This window comes from Actinoallomurus purpureus, assembly GCF_024055795.1.
Lineage (GTDB): Bacteria > Actinomycetota > Actinomycetes > Streptosporangiales > Streptosporangiaceae > Actinoallomurus > Actinoallomurus purpureus.
This window is the reverse complement of sequence record NZ_JAMXMY010000014.1, coordinates 200,104-219,547: the sequence shown is the minus strand read 5'-3', so window position 1 is coordinate 219,547 and position 19,444 is coordinate 200,104. Positions and strand designations below refer to the sequence as shown.

The window sequence follows — 19,444 nt, the reverse complement described above, 5'->3', positions numbered from 1 at the left end:
GTGAGCGGCACTCGCCGCGATGAAAGTAACCACTTACAATGGCCGCATGGGCGATGGGTACTTCGAGGACGGGGATCTCATCCGCGCGGTCGGACGGGAGGGGGTGCTGATCGCGGCCGGGGGCGCCGCGTCGCTCCTCCAGACCGCCCACCCGAAGATCGCCCAGGGGGTCTACGACCACAGCCACACCGCACAGGATCCCCTGGGCCGGCTCAAGGGCACCATGCAGTGGGTGTACGCCGTGGAGTTCGGCTCCCGCGAGGAGGCGGAACGGCTGAGCGACGTCGTCCGCCGGATGCACCTCCGCGTCGCCGGCGAGGACTACCGGGCCGACGACCCCGAGCTCCAGGTCTGGGTCGCCGCGACGCTGTTCGCCACCGCCGTCCACGCGTACCGCCTGCTGTTCCGCGAGCTGACGACGGAGGAACTGGAGACCTACTACGAGCAGAGCAAGGTGTTCGCGACCATCCTGGGCTGCCCGTACGCCATGATGCCCGCCTCGTACGAGGACTTCCGCGAGTACTACGCGCGGACGCTCGCCTCGTTGCGGATCAGTGACGCCTCACGGGCGATCGCCCACCAGGTGCTGCACCCCCGGCTGCCGGGCGGCCGGCTGAACGAACCGGCGCTGGCGGCCATCCGGCTCCTGACCGTGGGGCTCATGCCGGATCCCATCCGGCGGCAGTACGGCTGGCGGTGGGACCGCGCGCGGCAGGCCCGCTTCCACCTGCTGATCCGGGCGCTGCGCCTGGTGTACCCCCGGCTGCCGCTGCCGATCCGCACACTGCCGCGCGACCACTACCTGCACGCTCTGCGGCAGAGGCTCGCTCCATCGTCGCGGTGACGGGGCCCGGTGCCGGGCCCCGTCGCCTCAGGACGTTCTACTCGCCCGTCCAGTTCGGCGGGCGCTTCTCGGCGAACGCCGCCGCGCCCTCCATCGCGTCCTTGGACGTGAACACCGGGACGATGATCTCGCCCTGCCGGGCGAACTGCTCATCGGTCGGCCAGTCGCGGGACTCGACGATGACGCGCTTGGTGGCGGCCAGCGCCAGCGGCGCGTTCGCCGCGACCTTGGCGGCCAGCTCCTTGGCGGCCTGGAGGGCCTGCCCGGGCTCGGTGACCCGGTTGACCAGGCCGAGCTCGGCCAGCCGCGCGGCCGGGTAGTGGTCGCCGGTCAGCGCGATCTCCAGCGCCGCGTGGTACGGGATCCGCTGCGGCAGCCGCAGCAGGCCGCCCGCGCCGGCGACCAGGCCACGCTTGACCTCCGGCAGGCCGAACTTCGACTCCGAGGATGCGACGATCATGTCGCAGGACAGCGCGAGCTCGAAGCCGCCCGCCAGGGCGTACCCCTCGACGGCGGCGATGATCGGCTTGGCGGGGGGACGCTCGGTGATGCCGCCGAAGCCGCGTCCGCCCTTGGTCGGGTCGTCGCCGGTGAGGAACCCCTTGAGGTCCATGCCGGCGCTGAAGGTGCCGCCGGCGCCGGTGAGGACGTACGCGGAGACGTCCTTGCGGGCGTCCAGTTCGTCGATGGCGCCGGCGATGCCCTGGGCGACCGCGCCGTTGACGGCGTTCCTCGCCTCGGGCCGATTGATCGTGATGACGGCGACTCCGCCGTCGACCTCGGTCAGGACCGCATCCGACATCGTCAGGACCTCACTTGGGCTGGAAGCGGATACCGCCGTCGAAGCGGATGGTCTCGGCGTTGACGTAGTCGTTCTCGATCAGGGCGCGCACGAGGTGGGCGAACTCCGACGGACGGCCCATGCGCTTGGGGAAGACGACCGGCGCGGCGAGCTTCTTCTTGAACTCCTCGGCCGCCTCGCCCTCACCGTAGATCGGCGTGTCGATGATGCCCGGGCAGATCGTGTTGACGCGGACGCCGATGGCGGCCAGGTCGCGGGCGGCCGGCACGGTCATGCCGACGATGCCGCCCTTGGAGGAGGAGTAGGCCACCTGGCCGGTCTGCCCTTCCAGGGCGGCGACCGAGGCGGTGTTGATGACGACGCCGCGGGTGCCCGACTCGTCCACCGGGTCGGTCTTGGCGATCGCGGCGGCGCCGAGCCGCAGGCCGTTGAAGGTGCCGATCAGGTTGACCTCGATGACCTTCTTGTACGTCGCGAGGTCGTGCGGGGAGCCGTCCCGGCCGACGGTCCGCGACGCCCAGCCGATGCCGGCGCTGTTCACCACGACGCGCAGAGGCGCGCCGGTGGCGACGGCCGCGTCGACGGCGGCCTGCACCTGCTCCTCGTCGGAGACGTCGACCTTGACGAAGACACCGCCGATCTCGTCGGCGATGGCCTTGCCCTTGTCCTCGTTGAGGTCGGCCACGATCACCTTGGCACCGTGTGCGGCGAGGTCCCGCGCGGTCGCCTCACCCAGTCCGCTCGCGCCGCCCGTGACGATGGCGGCAACTCCGTTTACGTCCATGAGCAGGAGGTTACCGGAGAGCACAGAATCCGATTCGGGTGATGTTGGGGCGGTGGCTATTGATTCTCCACCTGGACGGTGGGCGGGTGGCCGTTCCACGTGGCGAACAACGAGGAGGTCCGCTCGCCCTTGGTGAAGTCCACCCGGAGCCACCCCGACGTGTGCCACGTCCGCACCTCCCACCCGGCGGCCGGTGTCGCGGAGACCAGCCGGGCCGACGTGGCGCCCATCGACAGCACGACCTGACCGCCCGGAAGTGTGTAGCTGCGCGTGTCCGTGTGCGGCGGCGAAGCGGGCCGCGTGCTCGGCGGGCGGGACGGCGTGTGCCGTGCGGTCCGCTTCGGCGTCGCCCGAGCGGCCGGGCTCGGCGTGGTGGAGACCGGCGCGGCCGGAGTGGGCGGGTCGGCCGGCGAGACGGGCACATGGTCGACGACGGAGCGGGCGGGCGGTGGGCCGAACACCGCGTTGTGCAGGACGGGCCGCGCGCTGAACCAGACGAGCAGCACCGCGAGAGAGGTCGAGCCGCCCCACGCGGCCACGTATGTCATCGCCCGTCGCACCGCCCCATGGTGCCGCAATCGCCGTAGTTTATTGCTATTTCGGCGGTTCTGCCCCCTCACGCTCTAAGGTGCCGGGCATGGCGAATGTGCTCGTGGTGGAGGACGATCAGTTCGTACGGTCGGCGCTGATCCGTGAGCTCACCGACCGGGCGCACTCCGTACGGAGCGCGGGCACGGCACTGGACGCCCTGCGCGAGGTCACCCGCTCCGCGCCGGACGTCGTCCTCCTGGATCTGGGACTTCCCGACCTCGACGGCGCCGAGGCGCTGAAGATGCTGCGCGGCGTGTCCGACGTCCCGGTGATCGTGGCGACGGCGCGCGACGACGAGGCCGAGATCGTACGACTGCTCAACGCCGGAGCCGACGACTACCTGATCAAACCGTTCTCCGGCGAGCATCTCAGCGCCCGCCTCGGCGCGGTGCTCCGCCGCTCCAAGCAGGTGGTGCAGCGGCGATTGTGCGAGGTCGGCGGCCTGCGGGTCGACCTCGACCGGCGCGAGGCGTCCCTCGACGGCAGGCCGCTCGACCTCACGCGCCGGGAGTTCGACCTGCTCGCCCACCTCGCGTCACGCCCCGGCCACGTCGTGTCCCGGCGGGAGCTGCTCAACGAGGTCTGGCAGCAGCCGTACGGCGACGACCAGACGATCGACGTGCACCTGTCCTGGCTGCGCCGAAAGCTCGGCGAGAAAGCCTCCCGCCCGCGCTATCTGCACACCGTACGCGGCGTGGGCGTCAAGCTGACGGCGCCGTGAGACGGTCCCTCGCGCTCGTGTCGGCGGCCGTCACCTCGATGGTCGCCCTCGCGTTCCTCATCCCCCTCGCGCTGATGGTCAAGGAGATCGCCCGGGACCGCGCGCTGGCCGACGCGGAGCGGCAGGCGGTGTCGCTCGCCCCGGCGCTGGCCATCACGACCGACCGCGCCGCGCTGCAGCGCGCCGTCGCCAGCACCCAGGCGGGCGCGGCGGGCCGGATGGCCGTCCACCTGCCCACCGGAGCCCCGGCGGCGAACGCGCCGGGAGACGCCGGACGGCCGACGAGGGTCGCCCGCACCGGAGCGACGCCGCCGAGCACGGTGGGGACGTCGCGGGCGAGGCCCGGCGACCTGGCGACCGCGACCGCGCGCGGCCGCGCCTTCTCGGCGGCGGCGTCCGGCGGCTACGTGCTGCTGCAGCCCGTCGCGCTGGACGAGGGCCGTACGGCGATCGTCGAGGTGTACCTGCCCCGCGAGGACCTTGCACGTGGCGTACGGCCCGCCTGGATCACGCTGACCCTGGTGGCGGCCGCGCTGGTCGCCGGGTCCGTCGTCGTCGCGGACCGCCTGGGCGCCCGCGTGGTCGGCTCCGCGCGGACCCTGGCGCGGGCCGCGACCGCCCTGGGCGGCGGCGACCTGCTCACGCGCATCGACCCGCAGGGGCCGCCCGAGCTGCGCGACGCCGGTCGCGCGTTCAACACGATGGCCGACCGTGTCGAACAGCTCCTCGCGGCGGAACGCGAGCTGATCGCCGACCTGTCTCATCGGCTGCGTACCCCCCTCACCGCGATGCGGCTCAACGCGGCCGCGCTCGGCGCGGAACCCGCGGCCGAGCAGACCCGGCTCGCCGTCACGCGCCTCGAGGAGGAGGTCGACAAGATCATCCGCTCGGCGCGCAAGCCGAAGGAGACGGCCCGCTGCGACGCCGCCGAGGTGCTCCGCGACCGGATGACCTTCTGGTCCGCGCTGGCCGAGGACCAGGAACGCGCCTGCGAACTGATCGGCGCCGAGCACCCCGTCGCCGTCCCCGTGCCGCGCGCCGAGCTGAGCGCCGTGCTGGACTCGCTGCTCGGCAACGTGTTCCGTCACACCCCGGAGGGCACGGCGTTCGCGGTGACGCTGCACGCGGGCGCCGGGCTGGTCGGCATCCTCGTCGCCGACGCCGGCCCCGGGATCGCCGACCCGGAGGCGGCGCTGCGCCGGGGCGCCAGCGGCGGCGGGTCCACCGGCCTCGGGCTCGACATCGCCCGTCGCCTGGCCGAGACGGTCGGCGGCGACGTGCGGTTCGACCGCTCGGCGCTCGGCGGCGCGCAGGTGCAGATCTGGCTGCCGACGACCCCGAAACGCCCCCGCCGAGGCCGACGGACTTAGGGCCTCAGCGCGGCGTGTCCGCCGTCGCGACGAGCCCCTCCGCCGTGCCGACGAGCGTGGTGATGTCCTCCGGGGTGTGGCCGGGGGTAGGGATGAAACGGACGGACGGGCTGAGCTCGTACCCGTCCGTCACCAGGGCACCACCCCGGCGTCCTCGAAGAACCCACCGGTCGGGCCGTCGTCGGGCAGGGTCGCGAGCCGGATCGCGATCGCCGCGCCCTGTTCGGGGGTACGGACGCCGCGGAAGCCGTTGAGGTCGGTCGCGCAGTAGCCGGGGCAGGCGGCGTTGATCAGGATGTTCGTGTCGCGCAGCTCCTTGGCGTACTGGACGGTGACGGCGTTGAGGAACGTCTTCGACGGCGCGTACGCGGCGGAGATCGGGCCCGTCTCGGCGGTGGGAGTGGTCTGCCGGGTGAGGGAGCCGACGGCGCTGGACATGTTCACGATCCGCGGTGACGCCGAGCGGCGCAGCAGCGGAAGCATCCCGTTGGTGACGCGGATGACGCCGATCACGTTGGTCTCCACGGCCGTCCGCACGTCCGCGGGGTCGACCCTGGTGGGCTCCTGCGGCAGGCCGCCGGTCACGCCGGCGTTGTTGACGAGCACGTCGAGGCGGCCGGCGCGCTTCTCGACCAGCCCGGCGGCGACGGCCACGCTCGCGTCGTCGGTCACGTCGAGCGGCACACCGAAGGCGTCGACACCGGCCGCCCGCAGCTTCTCCACGGCGGCTTCCCGGCGCTCCTCGTCCCGGGCGCCGACGCCGACGCTCCAGCCGAGGGCGCCCAGGCCGGCCGCGATCTCGTATCCGATCCCCTTGTTCGCGCCGGTGACCAGCGCGATCGTCTGTTCGCTCATACATTTGATCCTGTCCGCGCCCCGGCCAGGGCTCCAACACCGTCTGGGTGGGCAGCGATACCCCCCGGGTATCGGTCCAGGCCACCGGCTTCACCGTCATCCCGGTGCCCCGCTCCGCCACCGGCTTTCGGCGGTGCCGCACGGGGTCCGTCCCACGGATACCGTGGCGGCATGGAGACGCGGGAGCTGCGGTACTTCGTCGCCGTCGCCGAGGAGCTGCACTTCGGGCGGGCCGCGGAACGACTCGGGATCGCGCAGCCGCCGCTGTCGCGGGCGATCCAGCAACTCGAACGGCGGCTCGGGGTGGCGCTGCTGAAACGCAACAGCCGCGCCGTCACGTTGACCGAGGCCGGGTCGGTGCTGCTGCGCGAGGGCCGGGCGGCCCTCGACGCGGTCGACGCCGCCGACCGCCGTACCCGCCGCGCCGCCCTCGCCGCGACCGGCCACCCCGACCTGGTCCTCGTAACGAAGGCAGGAGCGTCCAGCGAACTGCTGCCGAAGCTGCTCGACGCGTACGCCGCCGAACCCGGCGCGGTCACCGTCGACGTGCTCCTGTGCGGGCCCGGCGAACAGGAGCGGCTGCTGCGCGACGGGCGGGCCGATGTGGCGCTGCTGCACCGGCCGTTCGACTCGACGGCTGGGTTCGACACCGAGGAGCTGTGCACAGAGGGGCAGGTCGTGGTCCTGCCGGCCGGGTACCACCTCACCGGCCGGGCTCACCTGCGGATGGCCGACGTCACCGCGCTGCCCGGCCTGCCGATGCCGCGCTGGCCCGGAGCGGACGGCGCGTACCCGGACGGTCCCGGTCCAGAGGTTCGGGACCATGCGCAGCTGTTGCAGCTGATCGCGCTCGGCCGGGCTTCGGCGGTCCTGCCGGAGTCGTGCCGGGCCCATCTGCGCGGCGACCTCGCCGCCGTACCGGTGCTGGACGCGCCGGCGGTGACGACGGTGATCGCTTGGCCACCGCACAGCCGGTCCCGAGCCCTCGCCGGGCTCGTCCGGGCCGCGACCCGCCTCTAGCCGGCACGTGCGTCGGTAGTCGGAACCGGACCATCGAGCGGAGCCACGGTCCGGGAACCGGGCGGAGCACTGATCATTGATCACCGTATGGACTCCCACCCCACTGAATCGGCCACGCCGGAGACGGCAGTCTTAGGCGCTTTTCAGCCGCTCCTTAAGAGCGCCTTAACGGCGGCCGCCGAGGGGATCCACGGCCGTACGTTGGCACCGCCCTGCAGGCGCACGACCGTAGACCCCCGCTTCCCTGGAGGCACTCCCTCATGAGTCCACACCCCACGCGCCGACGGCGGACGAAGCTGCCGGTCGTCCTCGGCCTCGCCGCCGTCCTGGGCGTCGGCGGCGTCGCCCTGGCGACCGGTGGCACGAGCACCGGCGGCCTCACCGCGGCCACCGGATCGGCCGACACCGCGTCGGTCCGGGCCGCCTTCAGCACCGTCTCCTCCTGGGACTCCGGCTACACCGGCCAGTACACGCTGACCAACACCGGGACCGACACCGTGCACGGCTGGGACCTGTCCTTCGACCTGCCGGCCGGCGCCAAGGTGACCAGCCTGTGGAACGGCGTCTCCCACCAGAACGGCGCCCAGGTCACGGTCAAGAACGAGTCCTGGAACGGCGACATCGCGCCGGGCCAGGCGCGGCAGGTCGGGTTCACCGTGGACGGCAAGGCGACCACTCCGGCCTCCTGCCAGGTGAACGGCGCCTCCTGTTCGGGCGGCGGCACACCGACATCCTCGCCGACCACGAAGCCCCCGACGACGACGCCCACGCCGGAACCGCCGACCGGCACCCCGCCGTCCTCGTCGGCCGGCGGATTCGCGCCCTACGTGGACGTGGGCCTGTACCCGCCGTACGACCTGACCGGCACGGCGGCGAAGACGGGCGTGAAGACCTTCAACCTGGCCTTCATCGTCTCCGGCGGCGGATGCACCCCGAAGTGGGGCGGCTCCCAGGCGCTCGCCGACAACGAGGTCGCCAAGCAGATCGGCGCGCTACGGGCGGCCGGCGGCGACGTCCGCGTCTCGTTCGGCGGCGCGAACGGCACCGAGCTGGCCCAGGCCTGCTCCGGCTCCGGTCAGCTGGCCACCGCGTACAAGCAGGTCATCGACGCCTTCAAGCTGAAGAAGGTCGACTTCGACGTCGAGGGCGCCGCGATCGCCGACCAGGCCGCCAACACGCGGCGCGCCCAGGCCATCGCCACGCTGCAGAAGCAGGTCGCGGGCCTGGACGTGTCGTTCACGCTGCCGGTCCTGCCGTCCGGGCTCACCCAGGACGGCGTGAACCTGCTGAAGACCGCCAAGCAGAACGGCGACTCGGTCTCGGCCGTCAACATCATGGCCATGGACTACGGGGACGGCCAGGCCCCCAACCCCAGCGGCAAGATGGGCGACTACGCCATCCAGGCGGCGACCTCCACCGAGTCCCAGGTGCGCGGCGCGCTCGGCGTGAGCAGCGCGTGGAGCAAGATCGCGGTCACCCCGATGATCGGCGTGAACGACACGAACACCGAGGTCTTCACGGTCGCCGACGCCAAGAAGCTCGCCGCGTTCGCCAAGCAGAAGAACCTCGCCTGGCTGTCGATGTGGTCGGCCACCCGCGACAAGCCCTGCCCCGGCGGTCCCCAGCAGTGGGCGAGCGCGACGTGCAGCAGCATCGCCCAGACCGCCCTCGACTTCACCAAGGCGTTCAGCGGCTGACCCTCTGAGCTCCCCGCTCGCGTGGCGGGCCGTGCCGGCGCGGCACGGCCCGCCACGTGATTTCTCAGGGCCGGTGGACTCGATCAGCCGACCGCTGCCGAGAAGGCCGGATAGATCACATACCCCCGGTTTCGCTGACCGGTCGGCCTACCGGTGACTACGGTGCTGCGAATGACTTCTGATGCCGTCGTCGACCCTCTGCTCCTCGCTCCGGAGCGGCCGCTTCGCCTCATCGTCACGGGCGGCGGGACCGGTGGCCACACGTACCCGGCTCTCACCGCCGTACGGACTCTTCAGGCCCGGCTCCAGGGCGCCGGCCGGTCCCTTGAGGTGCTGTGGGTCGGAACGGCCGACAGCCTGGAGTCCCGCGTCGCCGGGGCCGAAGGAATCCGGTTCGCCTCGGTCGTCACCGGCAAGATCCGCCGCTCCACCAATCCGTTGAAGCTCATCTCGCCGGCCAATGTGAAGGACATGCTGCGGGTTCCGCTGGGCGTGCTCCAGGCGCGCAGGATCATCTCCGGCTTCCGTCCCGACGTGGTGTTGGCCACGGGCGGCTATGTCGCCGTCCCGGTCGGCATGGCCGCGAAGATGCGCCGCCGCCCGCTGGTGGTGCACGAGCAGACCGTTCGCCTCGGCCTGGCCAACCGGACCCTCGCCCGCAGGGCGACGCGCATCGCCGTGTCCTCCGAGTCGACCCTGCCGCTGCTGCCCGAAGCGAGCCGCGCCGGCGCGGTGGTCACCGGCAACCCGGTGCGGCCCGAGGTGCTGTCCGGACAGCCGGAGAAGGCGATCCACGCGCTCGCCCTGCACGGCTTCGACCCGCACCGCCCGACCGTCTACGTCACCGGCGGCGCCCAGGGATCACAGCAGATCAACACTCTCGTCAGCGGCATCCTGCCGTGGCTGCTGTCCCACGCCAACGTCATCCACCAGTGCGGGCCGGACAACCTCGCCGACTTGCAGCAGCACACTTCGGCCCTGCCCCGCGAACTGGCGGCCCGTTACCTGCTGACCGGCTATGTCGGGCCGGAGCTGCCCGACGTGCTCGCGCTGGCCGACGTCGTGATCTCCCGCAGCGGCGCGGGCACGATCGCGGAGCTCACCGCCCTGGGCAAGGCGTCCGTTCTCATCCCCCTCGCTTCCTCCGCGGGTAATGAGCAGGCGCACAACGCACGCCATCTGGAGGAGGTCGGCGCCGCCGTCGCCCTGCTCGGCGAGGCCACGCCACAGACCCTGGGTGCTGCCGTGGAACCCCTGCTCACCGACCCCGCACGGCGGACGGCCATGGCACAGCACGCCCGCACGATGGGCCGGCCTGACGCGGCCGACCGCCTGGTCGACGTTCTGTTGTCCGTCGTCGCCGACGGACGACAGTAAGCGGGCGGTGCATCGAAGACGCCGCCCCCGGCTTCCTGCCCTCTGCGACGTATTCCAACTCCCGGTGGAGCGCCTCGTTCAGCAAGAACGCGGTGGACTGGATCACGGTCGGTGAGATGCCTGCCCTCGGGTCGAGGCGCGTGGCGCACCAGTCGCCGGTCCGCTCGTCGCCGACATCGCCGGTTCGGCGGCCTCTCCAGATCTTCCAGCTTCGTCCCCACTTGGCCCGAAGGTCAGCACATGGTTCCGAGCGGCTGCGCGTGATCCTGGCGTGGGTGGCGGACGTAATGCTCGGCGAAAGCTCGTACCCGGCGGCGCTTTGATGGTGTTCGCACCGTTGGGCTACGCGATTGCCGAGCATTCGGTTCGGCGCGTCGGCGCTCAAGCCGCAGACGTCAACCGGCAGACCCGAGGCTGCCGATGACGACCGTGGCGTTCAGGTCGTCCGACGCGACCACCTGGGGGACGAGCCCGGCACGAGCCACGATCTCGACGGCCCTCGGCACCTGGCGGTCGCTGGTCTCGAACAGCAGGTGGCCGCCCGGCGCCAGCCAGTGGGGCGCCTCCGCCGTTACGCGCCGCGCGACCTCCAGCCCGTCGGCCCCGCCGTCCAGAGCCACCCGCGCCTCGTGGTCCCTCGCCTCGGCGGGCAGCAGGGCGACTTCGCCGGTGGGGACGTACGGCACGTTGGCCAGCAGGACGTCGACGCGGCCCCGCAACGTCGCGGGCAGCGGGTCGTACAGGTCGCCCTCGTACGCCCGGCCGCCGACGGACGCCAGGTTGCGGCGGGCGCAGGCGACGGCGGCCGGATCGATGTCGGCGGCGTGCACCTCGGCCGTGCCGAGCGCCGCGGCCAGCGCCACACCGAGGGCGCCCGAGCCGCAGCACAGGTCGACGACGACGGCACCCGGCCCGGCGAGGGCGGCGGCCTGCCTTACGAGGAACTCCGTGCGACGCCGGGGGACGAACACGCCCGGATCGACCGCGACGCGCAGCCCGCAGAACTCGGCCCAGCCGAGGACGTGCTCGAGCGGCAGGCCGGCGACGCGCCGGTCCACCATCGCGGCGAGGTCGTCCGGCGTGCGCGCGGTGTCGATCAGCAACCGCGCCTCGTCCTCGGCGAAGACGCAGCCGGCGGCGCGGAGGCGGCCGACGATGGCGGACGATGAGGGCAAGGAAGGGGAAAGCGACATGAGAGCCTTTCGGGGGATCCGAAGGGTGCTCTCGCGGTCACCGATCTCGGCGGGACCCTGCGAACATGCGGTGAGAGCACCCCGCCTGCGAAGCGGGAATGAGTCTCACCTCCTCGGTACGTCCACTGCCGACGCCCGCAACCCTACTCGGCCCTCCGACCCCATGGCGCGAGGCCCGGTGACGGTCGCGTCACCCTGCGGATCCCTCCGGCTGACGTAGGGCGGTTGCGTCAGGCGGGGGAGGGTTTTCCGCGCCCGGCGGCCGACCATCGATGGTGTCAATCGACCTCGGCAGGGACCTCGTCCTCTCCGAGTCTCCCCTGCCTGACCGGGGGCACCACCATGCACGAGCCGGACTCCCTCCACAGCGCCGGCGTACGTTCCGGCGCGCTCCTGCATCATCTCGACACCGCACGTCACCGCACGTCCTGGCCGACCGTCACCGCCGTCATCCCCACCCTCAACGAAGCCGACAACCTGCGATGGCTCCTGCCCCGGCTCTCCGGGGTGGAGGAGGTCGTCGTCGTCGACGGCGAGTCCTCGGACGGGACCGTCGACGTCACCCGGCGCCTGCGACCGGACGCCGTCATCATCAGCCAGCCTCCCGCTGGGAAAGGTGCGGCGATGCGGGCCGGTTTCCAGGCCGCCACCAGCGACGTCATCATCGCCATCGACGCCGACGGCAGCATGGACCCCAGGGAGATCGACGCGTTCGTCGCGTTGATCTGCTGCGGGTTCGACGTCGTGAAGGGATCCCGCTACTGCGTGGGCGGCGGCTCCGACGACCTCACGCGGCTGCGCCGGGCCGGGAACCTCTGGCTGACCAGGCTCGCCAACGTGCTGTACGGCGTGCGCTGGACGGACCTGTGCTACGGGTACATCGCGCTGCGCCGCTCCGTGGTCGACCGGCTGAGGCTGGCCGCCGACGGGTTCGAGATCGAGACGGAGCTGTGCGTCAACGCCATCACCACCGGGATGCGCATCGCCGAGGTGCCCAGCCACGAGTTCGACCGCAGGTCGGGCGTCTCGAAGCTGAACGCCCGCCGCGACGGCCTCCGGGTGCTGCGCGCGATGGTCCGAGGGCGCCGGGGGCCCGCGCAGCGGGGTCGCCCGCGGCCCGCCGCCGGTCCCGTACTGGAGCACGCCGCCCACGAGCGGGTGGGCCTGGAGCAGGCCCACCTCGAGGAGGCCGCCGGGTGAGGGTCGACATCGCACGCCCGGAGGATCTCGGGGAGCCGGAGCTGGCGCGCTGGCGCGCGCTCCAGGGCGCCGGCGCGGCTCTGGGCAATCCGTTCCTCGCACCCGAGTTCACCCTGGCCGTGGGCCGGTTCCGGGCCGACGCGCGCGTGGCCGTGCTGAGCGACGGCACCGGCGTCGTGGGCTTCCTGCCGTACGAACGGCACGCGCTGGGGCTGGGCCGGCCGATCGGCGCCGGGCTGACCGACTGCCAGGGATTCGCCGGCCCGCCGGACCTGGAGTTCGACGTCCGGGCGCTGCTGCGCGCCTGCCGCCTGTCCGTCTGGGAGTTCGACCACCTCCTGGCCGACCAGGCGGCGTTCGCGCCCTATCACGCGCAGACCCGCGTCGAGCCGGTGATGGACCTGCGCGCGGGCTTCGCCGCGTACGCGGACGAGGCCCGGCGGCGGTCCCCGAAGACGCTGAAGACCGTCCGGTACAAGGAGCGCAAGCTCGGGCGCGAGGCCGGGGAGGTGACCTACACATTCGACGAGCGGGACCCGGCGGAGCTGCGGCGCCTGATGTCCTGGAAGTCCGGGCAGTACCGCCGGACGGGCCGCACCGACCGGTTCGCCGTGCCCTGGATCGTGGCGCTCGTGGAGCACCTGCACGAGACCGGTATGGGGGTGCTCAGCGTGCTGCGCGCCGGAGGCCGGCCCGTCTCCGCGCACCTGGGACTGCGCGCGGGCCCGGTCATGGCGGGATGGTTCCCCGCGTACGACGTCGAGTTCGGCCGGTACTCCCCCGGCATGATCGGCCATCTCCGGATGGCGGAGGCGGCCGCCGACGCCGGGATCAGCTGGATCGCCATGGGGCGGGGCGGCCGGGAGTACAAGGACTGGCTGAAGAACGCCGAGTTCCCGATCGCGGAGGGCCGCGCGGCACGCGTCTCGGCCACCGCCGGTCTGCACTGGGTCCGGGAGGCCCCGGTGCGCCGGGCGCGCAGCGCGGTGCTGGCCAGCCCGGTGCTGTACGCGGGCGCGGACCGGGTGCTGCGGGCGTACGCCCGGCTGCGCCCGAAGGCCCGCGCGGACGGCCGCGACGCACCCGACGCCGGCCGGAACCGGTCGCCGGACCGAAAGGGGAGCGCGGCGTGAAGATCTCTGTGGTCATCTGCGCCTACACCGAGCGACGTTGGGACGACGTCCTGGCCGCCGTCGCGTCCGTACGGGCGCAGCGGCTCGCGCCTCACGAGATCATCCTCGTCGTCGACCACAACGAGACACTCCTGCACCGCCTCCGGTCGGTGCTCCCGGACGTCCGGGTGATCCCCAACACCGGGCGGCGGGGGCTGTCCGGCGGCAAGAACACCGGCGTGGCCGCGGCCCACGGCGAGGTGGTGGCGTTCCTCGACGACGACGCGGTGGCGCACGCCGAATGGCTGTCCGTCCTGGCCGGCGGGTACGACGCCCCGGACGTCGCCGGGGTCGGCGGCCGTACGCTGCCGCTCTGGCCGTCCGAGGCTCCGCGCTGGTTCCCCGAGGAGTTCGCGTGGGTGGTCGGCTGCACGTACCGCGGGATGGCCACGGGACCGATCCGGAACCTCATGGGCGGCAACGCCTCGTTCCGGCGCGCGGCGTTCGAGGTGGCCGGGGGCTTTCGCAGCGGCATCGGGCGCGCGCCGGGCAAACGGCCGCTGGGCTGTGAGGAGACCGAGTTCTGCATCCGGCTGCGCCAGGCGGCGCCGGAGACGGTGCTGGTGTTCGACGACCGCGCGGTCATCTGGCACCGCGTTCCCGGCGAACGCGCCCGCTTCGCGTACTTCCGCACCCGCTGCTACGCCGAGGGCCTGTCGAAGGCGATGGTCACGCGCAGCGTCGGAGTCGGGGACGGGCTGGCCAGCGAGCGGCGGCACGCGCTGGTGGAGTTGCCGCGCGGCGTCGGGCGCGGGCTGCGCGCCGCCGTCACCGGCGACCCGGCCGGGCTCGGGCGCGCGGGCGCGATCGTGGCCGGGCTCGCGTTCACGATGTCCGGGTACGCCGCCGGCTCCCTCGGGAGATCCCATGGGTGACGCGCGCCCGGGGCCCGTTCCGGTCCTGATGTACCACTCCATCGGCGGGTCCGACCGCCTCGCGGTCCGCCCCGAGGCGTTCGCCGAGCAGCTCGCCTACCTGAAGGACACCGGGTACACGCCGATCACCTTCGGTGAGCTGGTACGACGGCGGCCCGCGACCGGCCGCCCGGTGGTCATCACGTTCGACGACGGGTACGCCGACTTCCACGAGCGTGCGCTGCCGCTGCTCGACCGGTTCGGCTTCCGGGCGACGGTGTTCGTCACCACCGGCTGGATCCGCGACGCCGGGCCGTACGCCGCGGGGCGGCCGCTCGGCCGGATGCTCAGCTGGAAGCAGGCCGAGGAGATCACGGCCTGCGGGGTGGAGGTCGGCGGGCACGGCCACAGCCACGCCCAGCTCGACCAGCTCGGCCACGCGGTGCTCCGCACGGAGCTGCTGCGCAGCAAGCGGCTCCTGGAGGACCGGCTGGGCCGCGCCGTGACCACGATGGCCTACCCGTACGGCTACTCCAGCGCACGCGTGCGCCGCGAGGTCCGGGCGGCGGAGTACGACGCGGCCTGCGCGGTCGCGAACGCGCTGCCGGCCGCGGACGAGGACCCGATGGCCGTCCCCCGGCTGACCGTACGGGCCGGCACGTCCCTCACCGGCTTCGAGCGGGCGCTGCGTGGTCGCGGATTCCTGGTCGACCACGCGCTGACCAAGGGGTACGCCGTCGTACGCCGGTCCCACTACGCCGTACGACGCCTCCGAGGAACCGTGTGACGCGTCAGAAGTCACTTGCGCGGGCGGGCGAAGAGGCGACACTGGAGCCCATGGCGGCCCTGCGGAGCGAGCTGGCCAATCCGCTGTTCCGCAACGCGTACGCCCTGATGATCAACGGCGGGCTCACCGGCGTGCTCGGGCTCGGCTACTGGCTCCTCGCCGCCCGGTTCTACAGTCCCGCCGAGGTCGGCCGGCAGTCCGCGCAGAACCAGGCCATGATGTTCCTCGGCGGCCTGACGGCGCTGAACTTCATCCTCATCCGGTTCATCCCCGAGATGGGGCAGGGCACGAGCCGGCTCGTGCTGCGCACGTACGTCGCGGGCATCGCGGCCGCCGCCACGCTCGCCGCCGGTTTCCTGCTCACGCTCTCGTGGTGGGGCCCGTCGTTCTCGCACCTGTCGGGGCTCGGCTCCGGGATCTTCTTCGTCGCGGCCGTCGTCTCGTGGAGCCTGTTCACCGCCCAGGACGGGGTGCTCACCGGGCTGCGGCACGCGACCGGCGTGCTCGGCAAGAACACGCTGTTCGCCGCCCTCAAAATCGTGCTGCTGGTGGCCCTGGCCGACGCGCTGCCCCAGGACGGGATCGCCATCTCCTGGGTGCTGGCCGCGCTGCTCCTCCTCATCCCGGTGGAGGGGGTGATCCACCAGCGGCTCATCCCGCGCCACGTCGCCGCGACCGCGGGCGACCGGCCGGTCCCGACCGGCGCGGAGATCGGCCGCTACCTCGCCGGTGACTACACCGGCACGCTCTTCTACTACGCGCTGTGCAACCTCATACCGGTCGTCGTCGCCGCCCGACTGGACGCCCGCACGAACGCGTTCTTCTACCTGGCGTGGGTGCTCGGCGCGACCGTCGACGTGCTGGCCGTCAACATGGCGACCTCGCTGACGGTCGAGGGCGCGTTCGACGCGCGCGGGCTCGCCGCCGCCTGCCGGTCGGTGCTCGTCCGGATGACACTCATCCTCCTGCCCGCCACCGTCGTCCTCCTGCTCGGCGCCCGGCTGGGGCTGTCCCTCTTCGGCCCGGGGTACGCCCGCCACGGCGCCCCGCTGCTGCGGATCCTCGCTCTCGCCACCCTTCCCAAAGCGCTGATCGAGGTGTACATCGGCGTCCTTCGGGTGCAGCGGCGCACCCGGCGGGTGGCCCTGCTGCAGGGTGCGCGGTTCACCGGCGTGCTGGCGCTGGTGCTCGCCGTGCCCGGCGGAGTGCGCACGACCGGTCCCGGGTACGCCGTGCTGGCGGTCAGCGCCGCGCTGGCGGTCGCCGTGCTCCCGGCCCTGCTCCGGGTGGTCCGCCCGGCGACGCCGGTGCCGGGCGGCACGGCCGTGGACACCGCCGTCGTCGCGGCGGAGGACGAGCGAACGAGCGCGAGCGTCGTGGCGGAGGACGAGCGGACGAGCGTCGGCGTCGTGGCGGCCGTGGCGGCGCCCGGCGTCGCGGCGGCGCCCGGCACCGTACGGCCGCCCGAGCGCCCCGCCCCGCGCCGTGTCCCGCAGGCCGCCTGGCCGGTGTGGGCGCTGTTCGCGGCCGGGCTCGGCCTCTACTGGATCCCGCTGCGCCACGTGCGGCTCTCCCGCATGAACGGGTACGGGCTGATCTCGGTGCTGCCGGTCGCGACGCTCGTCGGCGCCGCGCTGCTCGTCACGGCGTTCTTCGTCACGCTGTGGCTGAAACGTCCCCGCCGGGTGCTCCTGCTCCTTCAGCTGGTGGCCATCGTCGTGGCGCTGCACGGCCTGGCACCGGCCCTGGAGCCGTACGCCCGGCCGGAGACCGCCTGGCAGCACTACGGGTTCGTGGAGTACATCCGGCGGACCGGCGCGGCGGACTACGCGCTGGACGCGCGGTTCAGCTGGCCGGGGTTCTTCGCGCTCGTCGCGTTCGTGACCCGCGCGGCCGGGGTCCGGAACCTGGAGCCCCTCCTGCACTGGGCGCCGGTCGTCTCCCAACTGCTGTACCTCGCGCCGGTGTACCTCATCCTGCGGGTCATGCGCGCGAACTGGCGTGCGTGCTGGCTGGCCGCGTGGCTGTTCGTGGTGGCGGACTGGGTCGGGCAGGACTACTTCAGCCCCCAGGGCTTCTCCTACCTGCTCTACCTGATGTTCGTCGGCGTGCTGCTGAACTGGTTCCGCCCGCCCGTACGGCCTGCGGCGTGGCTGCCGCGGACCGGCCGGATCCGGGCGTTCGTCACCGGGCCGATGTCGGCCGGAGAGCGGCCGCCCGCCGACGTCCCGGCCGGCACGCGCACCGTCCTCCTGCTGCTCCTCGTCGTGATCTTCGCCGTGACGACGGCGAGCCACCAGCTGACCCCGTTCCTGACCCTCTTCACCTGCGCGGGACTGGTGGTCATACGGCGCTGCACCGCGCGGAGCCTGCCGATCCTGCTCGCGGTGATGGTCGCCGGCTGGGTCGCCTTCATGACGACGGCGTACTGGGCCGGGCACATCGGCGACCTGTTCTCCGGCGCGGGCGCGCTGCTGTCCAATCTGACCGGCGGCGTCGCCGGACGGGTGAGCAATGGCAGCGAGAGCCTGGCGACGGTGCAGTCGGTGCGGATCCTCATCGCCGCCGTGATCATGCTGCTCGCGGTCTCCGGGGCGGTACGACGGCGGCTGCGCCGCCTCGACGACCGGGTCGCGCTGGTCCTGCTGGCCGCGCCCTTCCTCGCGGCCGGCCTGCAGAACTACGGCGGCGAGATCGCGCTGCGGGTGTACTTCTTCGTCCTCCCCGGCGCCTGTCTCCTCGCGGCGTACGTGTTCTTCCCCACGACGTTCGCCGGGACGCGCCGCACCCTCGCGGTGGTCGCCGCGGCCCTGACCGGGCTGCTGCTGGCGGGGGGCTTCCTGTTCGTCCGCTTCGGCAATGAGAACTTCGAACAGGTACGCCCCGGCGAGGTGCGTGCCTTCGAGGCGATGCTGCGGCAGACCCCCACCGGCGTGATCAACGTGGTGTGGCAGGCGGACCCGAACGATGACGCCGGCTACTTCCCGATGATGCCGTGGGGCACCCGCGCGATGGAGCGCTTCGACTACACCGCCGTCCGCGCCACCGGCGACCCGTCCGACATCTCTAAGATCATCGCAGCGCTGAGCGAGCGGCCCGGCGGCTACTTCGTCACCACCCGGGCCAACGAGGCGTACAACCACTACAACTACGGCCTGCCCGCCGCCTACGCGGGCAGGCTGCGGGCCGCCCTGGCCGCTGCGCCGCGGCTGCGCCCGGTCCTGGTGGACGGTGACGCCGCCGTCTACGCGCTGCGGGCGCCGCCTCCGGGCGTCCCGCCGGCCCCGGCCCGGCCACGGCACTTCCGATTCGGCTCGACGACCTGGACCCCGGTCGGTCTCGTCGCCCTGCCGTTGCTGATCATTCTCCTGGTCGCGCGGGAGGTCGCGCGCCTGCGCCTTCCGCGGGGCGAGGAATCACGACTACGACCATTCACCCGATGGTCCGTTTTTCTAATAATCGTCCTGGCAACTGTGATTATCGAGCGCTTCTTGGCATTGGGGGGCTGATGCGCGGACGACAGGTGATTTTCCCGGCGTCTGCCGCATTCCTCATCGCCGGCCTTGCCGCCACGGCTCTCCTCCCCTCCGGTACGCCGTCATTGGTCACCGGTCCGCTCGTTCCGACATTCGCCCTCGTCACGCCGGCTTTCTGTACGGCCCGGCTCCTCGCCCGGCTCGACCGGGCGGCACGTGTCATCGTGGCCGGCGCCGCGGCGATCGCGCTGAACGCCACCGTTGCCGAGATGATGCTGGTGTGCTCCATCTGGTCGCCACGCGGGGGTCTCATCGCCGTCGCGGCCGTTTGTACGGTGCCGACCGCCCTGGCTGTTGCAATCTCCCCGAATCGGGGAAATTCACCGGGAATGCGCCAGGCGGATGTGACGAACCCCGATGACGGCGACGAGTCGTGGGCGTTCGACCGCTGAACGCAAGGCCTGACGGCACACGCCTGCGGCCACGACCGTAGCGCCGACGTAGCCTGCAGTCGCGCACGACACACCAAGTGCGGGGCACTCCAGAATCAGATCCGACCTCATCCCGAGCATCACACTGTCCATTCTGAGAGTCAATGTAGGGCTGGTCGGAAAACAAGACGAAAAGTCCGATTTTTAGGTTTCGCTCTTTATTTTCTTCTTACCCTGTAGTTATCTTCACGAGAAAGTCCGGGGGAATGT

At 72.4% G+C, this 19,444-nt stretch carries 18 protein-coding genes; 12 read left to right on the top strand and 6 right to left on the bottom strand.

Annotation, left to right across the window (positions count from 1 at the left end; genetic code table 11):
- Positions 1-46 precede the first annotated feature (46 nt).
- The gene (locus NE236_RS25645) at positions 47-844 is read left to right on the top strand and encodes an oxygenase MpaB family protein (RefSeq protein WP_252844692.1); all 798 of its coding nucleotides are present in this window, start codon (positions 47-49) and stop codon (positions 842-844) included.
- Between the two features lie 37 nt (positions 845-881).
- Here the strand turns inward: NE236_RS25645 and NE236_RS25640 are convergent, their stop codons facing one another.
- The 3 genes from NE236_RS25640 to NE236_RS25630 are packed head-to-tail and all read right to left on the bottom strand — an operon-like array spanning position 882 to position 2,978.
- The gene (locus NE236_RS25640) at positions 882-1,646 is read right to left on the bottom strand and encodes a crotonase/enoyl-CoA hydratase family protein (protein WP_252844691.1); all 765 of its coding nucleotides are present in this window, start codon (positions 1,644-1,646) and stop codon (positions 882-884) included.
- A 10-nt stretch (positions 1,647-1,656) separates the two neighbouring features.
- On the bottom strand, positions 1,657-2,430 hold the full coding sequence (locus NE236_RS25635; RefSeq protein ID WP_252844690.1) for an SDR family NAD(P)-dependent oxidoreductase: 774 nt from the start codon (positions 2,428-2,430) through the stop codon (positions 1,657-1,659).
- Positions 2,431-2,486: 56 nt separating this feature from the next.
- The gene (locus tag NE236_RS25630; RefSeq protein ID WP_252844689.1) at positions 2,487-2,978 is read right to left on the bottom strand and encodes a hypothetical protein; all 492 of its coding nucleotides are present in this window, start codon (positions 2,976-2,978) and stop codon (positions 2,487-2,489) included.
- A gap of 89 nt (positions 2,979-3,067) precedes the next feature.
- On the opposite strand from NE236_RS25630, the gene NE236_RS25625 reads away from it, so the two are divergent.
- A complete protein-coding gene (locus NE236_RS25625) occupies positions 3,068-3,742 on the top strand; it encodes a response regulator transcription factor (RefSeq protein WP_252844688.1) in 675 nt (224 codons plus the stop codon).
- The gene (locus NE236_RS25620) at positions 3,739-5,112 is read left to right on the top strand and encodes an ATP-binding protein (RefSeq protein ID WP_252844687.1); all 1,374 of its coding nucleotides are present in this window, start codon (positions 3,739-3,741) and stop codon (positions 5,110-5,112) included. Before NE236_RS25625 ends, NE236_RS25620 begins: the two co-directional genes overlap by 4 nt.
- Before the next feature lie 4 nt (positions 5,113-5,116).
- Here NE236_RS25620 and NE236_RS43785 read toward each other — a convergent pair whose 3' ends face one another.
- Positions 5,117-5,245, bottom strand: coding sequence for a hypothetical protein (locus NE236_RS43785; protein ID WP_289850856.1), 129 nt, complete (start codon positions 5,243-5,245; stop codon positions 5,117-5,119).
- Entirely contained in the window at positions 5,242-5,967 is a 726-nt protein-coding gene (locus tag NE236_RS25615; protein ID WP_252844686.1) for an SDR family oxidoreductase, read from the bottom strand. Before NE236_RS25615 ends, NE236_RS43785 begins: the two co-directional genes overlap by 4 nt.
- Before the next feature lie 171 nt (positions 5,968-6,138).
- Between NE236_RS25615 and NE236_RS25610 the strand changes: the two genes are divergently transcribed.
- From NE236_RS25610 to NE236_RS25600, 3 genes are all read left to right on the top strand, one after another.
- Entirely contained in the window at positions 6,139-6,987 is an 849-nt protein-coding gene (locus tag NE236_RS25610; RefSeq protein ID WP_252844685.1) for a LysR family transcriptional regulator, read from the top strand.
- Positions 6,988-7,247: 260 nt separating this feature from the next.
- On the top strand, positions 7,248-8,684 hold the full coding sequence (locus NE236_RS25605) for a glycoside hydrolase family 18 protein (protein ID WP_252844684.1): 1,437 nt from the start codon (positions 7,248-7,250) through the stop codon (positions 8,682-8,684).
- Between the two features lie 171 nt (positions 8,685-8,855).
- Positions 8,856-10,061 (top strand): UDP-N-acetylglucosamine--N-acetylmuramyl-(pentapeptide) pyrophosphoryl-undecaprenol N-acetylglucosamine transferase, encoded by a 1,206-nt coding sequence (locus NE236_RS25600; protein WP_252844683.1) that lies wholly within the window; start codon positions 8,856-8,858, stop codon positions 10,059-10,061.
- Between the two features lie 395 nt (positions 10,062-10,456).
- Here NE236_RS25600 and NE236_RS25595 read toward each other — a convergent pair whose 3' ends face one another.
- The gene (locus NE236_RS25595) at positions 10,457-11,254 is read right to left on the bottom strand and encodes a putative protein N(5)-glutamine methyltransferase (RefSeq protein ID WP_252844682.1); all 798 of its coding nucleotides are present in this window, start codon (positions 11,252-11,254) and stop codon (positions 10,457-10,459) included.
- Positions 11,255-11,596: 342 nt separating this feature from the next.
- On the opposite strand from NE236_RS25595, the gene NE236_RS25590 reads away from it, so the two are divergent.
- The 6 genes from NE236_RS25590 to NE236_RS25565 are packed head-to-tail and all read left to right on the top strand — an operon-like array spanning position 11,597 to position 19,195.
- On the top strand, positions 11,597-12,454 hold the full coding sequence (locus NE236_RS25590) for a glycosyltransferase family 2 protein (RefSeq protein ID WP_252844681.1): 858 nt from the start codon (positions 11,597-11,599) through the stop codon (positions 12,452-12,454).
- A complete protein-coding gene (locus tag NE236_RS25585; protein ID WP_252844680.1) occupies positions 12,451-13,587 on the top strand; it encodes a GNAT family N-acetyltransferase in 1,137 nt (378 codons plus the stop codon). Before NE236_RS25590 ends, NE236_RS25585 begins: the two co-directional genes overlap by 4 nt.
- Entirely contained in the window at positions 13,584-14,501 is a 918-nt protein-coding gene (locus tag NE236_RS25580; RefSeq protein WP_252844679.1) for a glycosyltransferase family 2 protein, read from the top strand. The genes NE236_RS25585 and NE236_RS25580 overlap by 4 nt, the downstream gene beginning before the upstream one ends.
- Positions 14,494-15,267: a polysaccharide deacetylase family protein gene (locus NE236_RS25575; RefSeq protein ID WP_252844678.1), complete on the top strand. Its 774-nt coding sequence runs from the start codon at positions 14,494-14,496 to the stop codon at positions 15,265-15,267. The genes NE236_RS25580 and NE236_RS25575 overlap by 8 nt, the downstream gene beginning before the upstream one ends.
- Positions 15,264-18,776, top strand: coding sequence for a lipopolysaccharide biosynthesis protein (locus tag NE236_RS25570; protein ID WP_252844677.1), 3,513 nt, complete (start codon positions 15,264-15,266; stop codon positions 18,774-18,776). The genes NE236_RS25575 and NE236_RS25570 overlap by 4 nt, the downstream gene beginning before the upstream one ends.
- Positions 18,707-19,195 (top strand): hypothetical protein, encoded by a 489-nt coding sequence (locus tag NE236_RS25565; RefSeq protein WP_252844676.1) that lies wholly within the window; start codon positions 18,707-18,709, stop codon positions 19,193-19,195. Before NE236_RS25570 ends, NE236_RS25565 begins: the two co-directional genes overlap by 70 nt.
- Positions 19,196-19,444 lie beyond the last annotated feature (249 nt).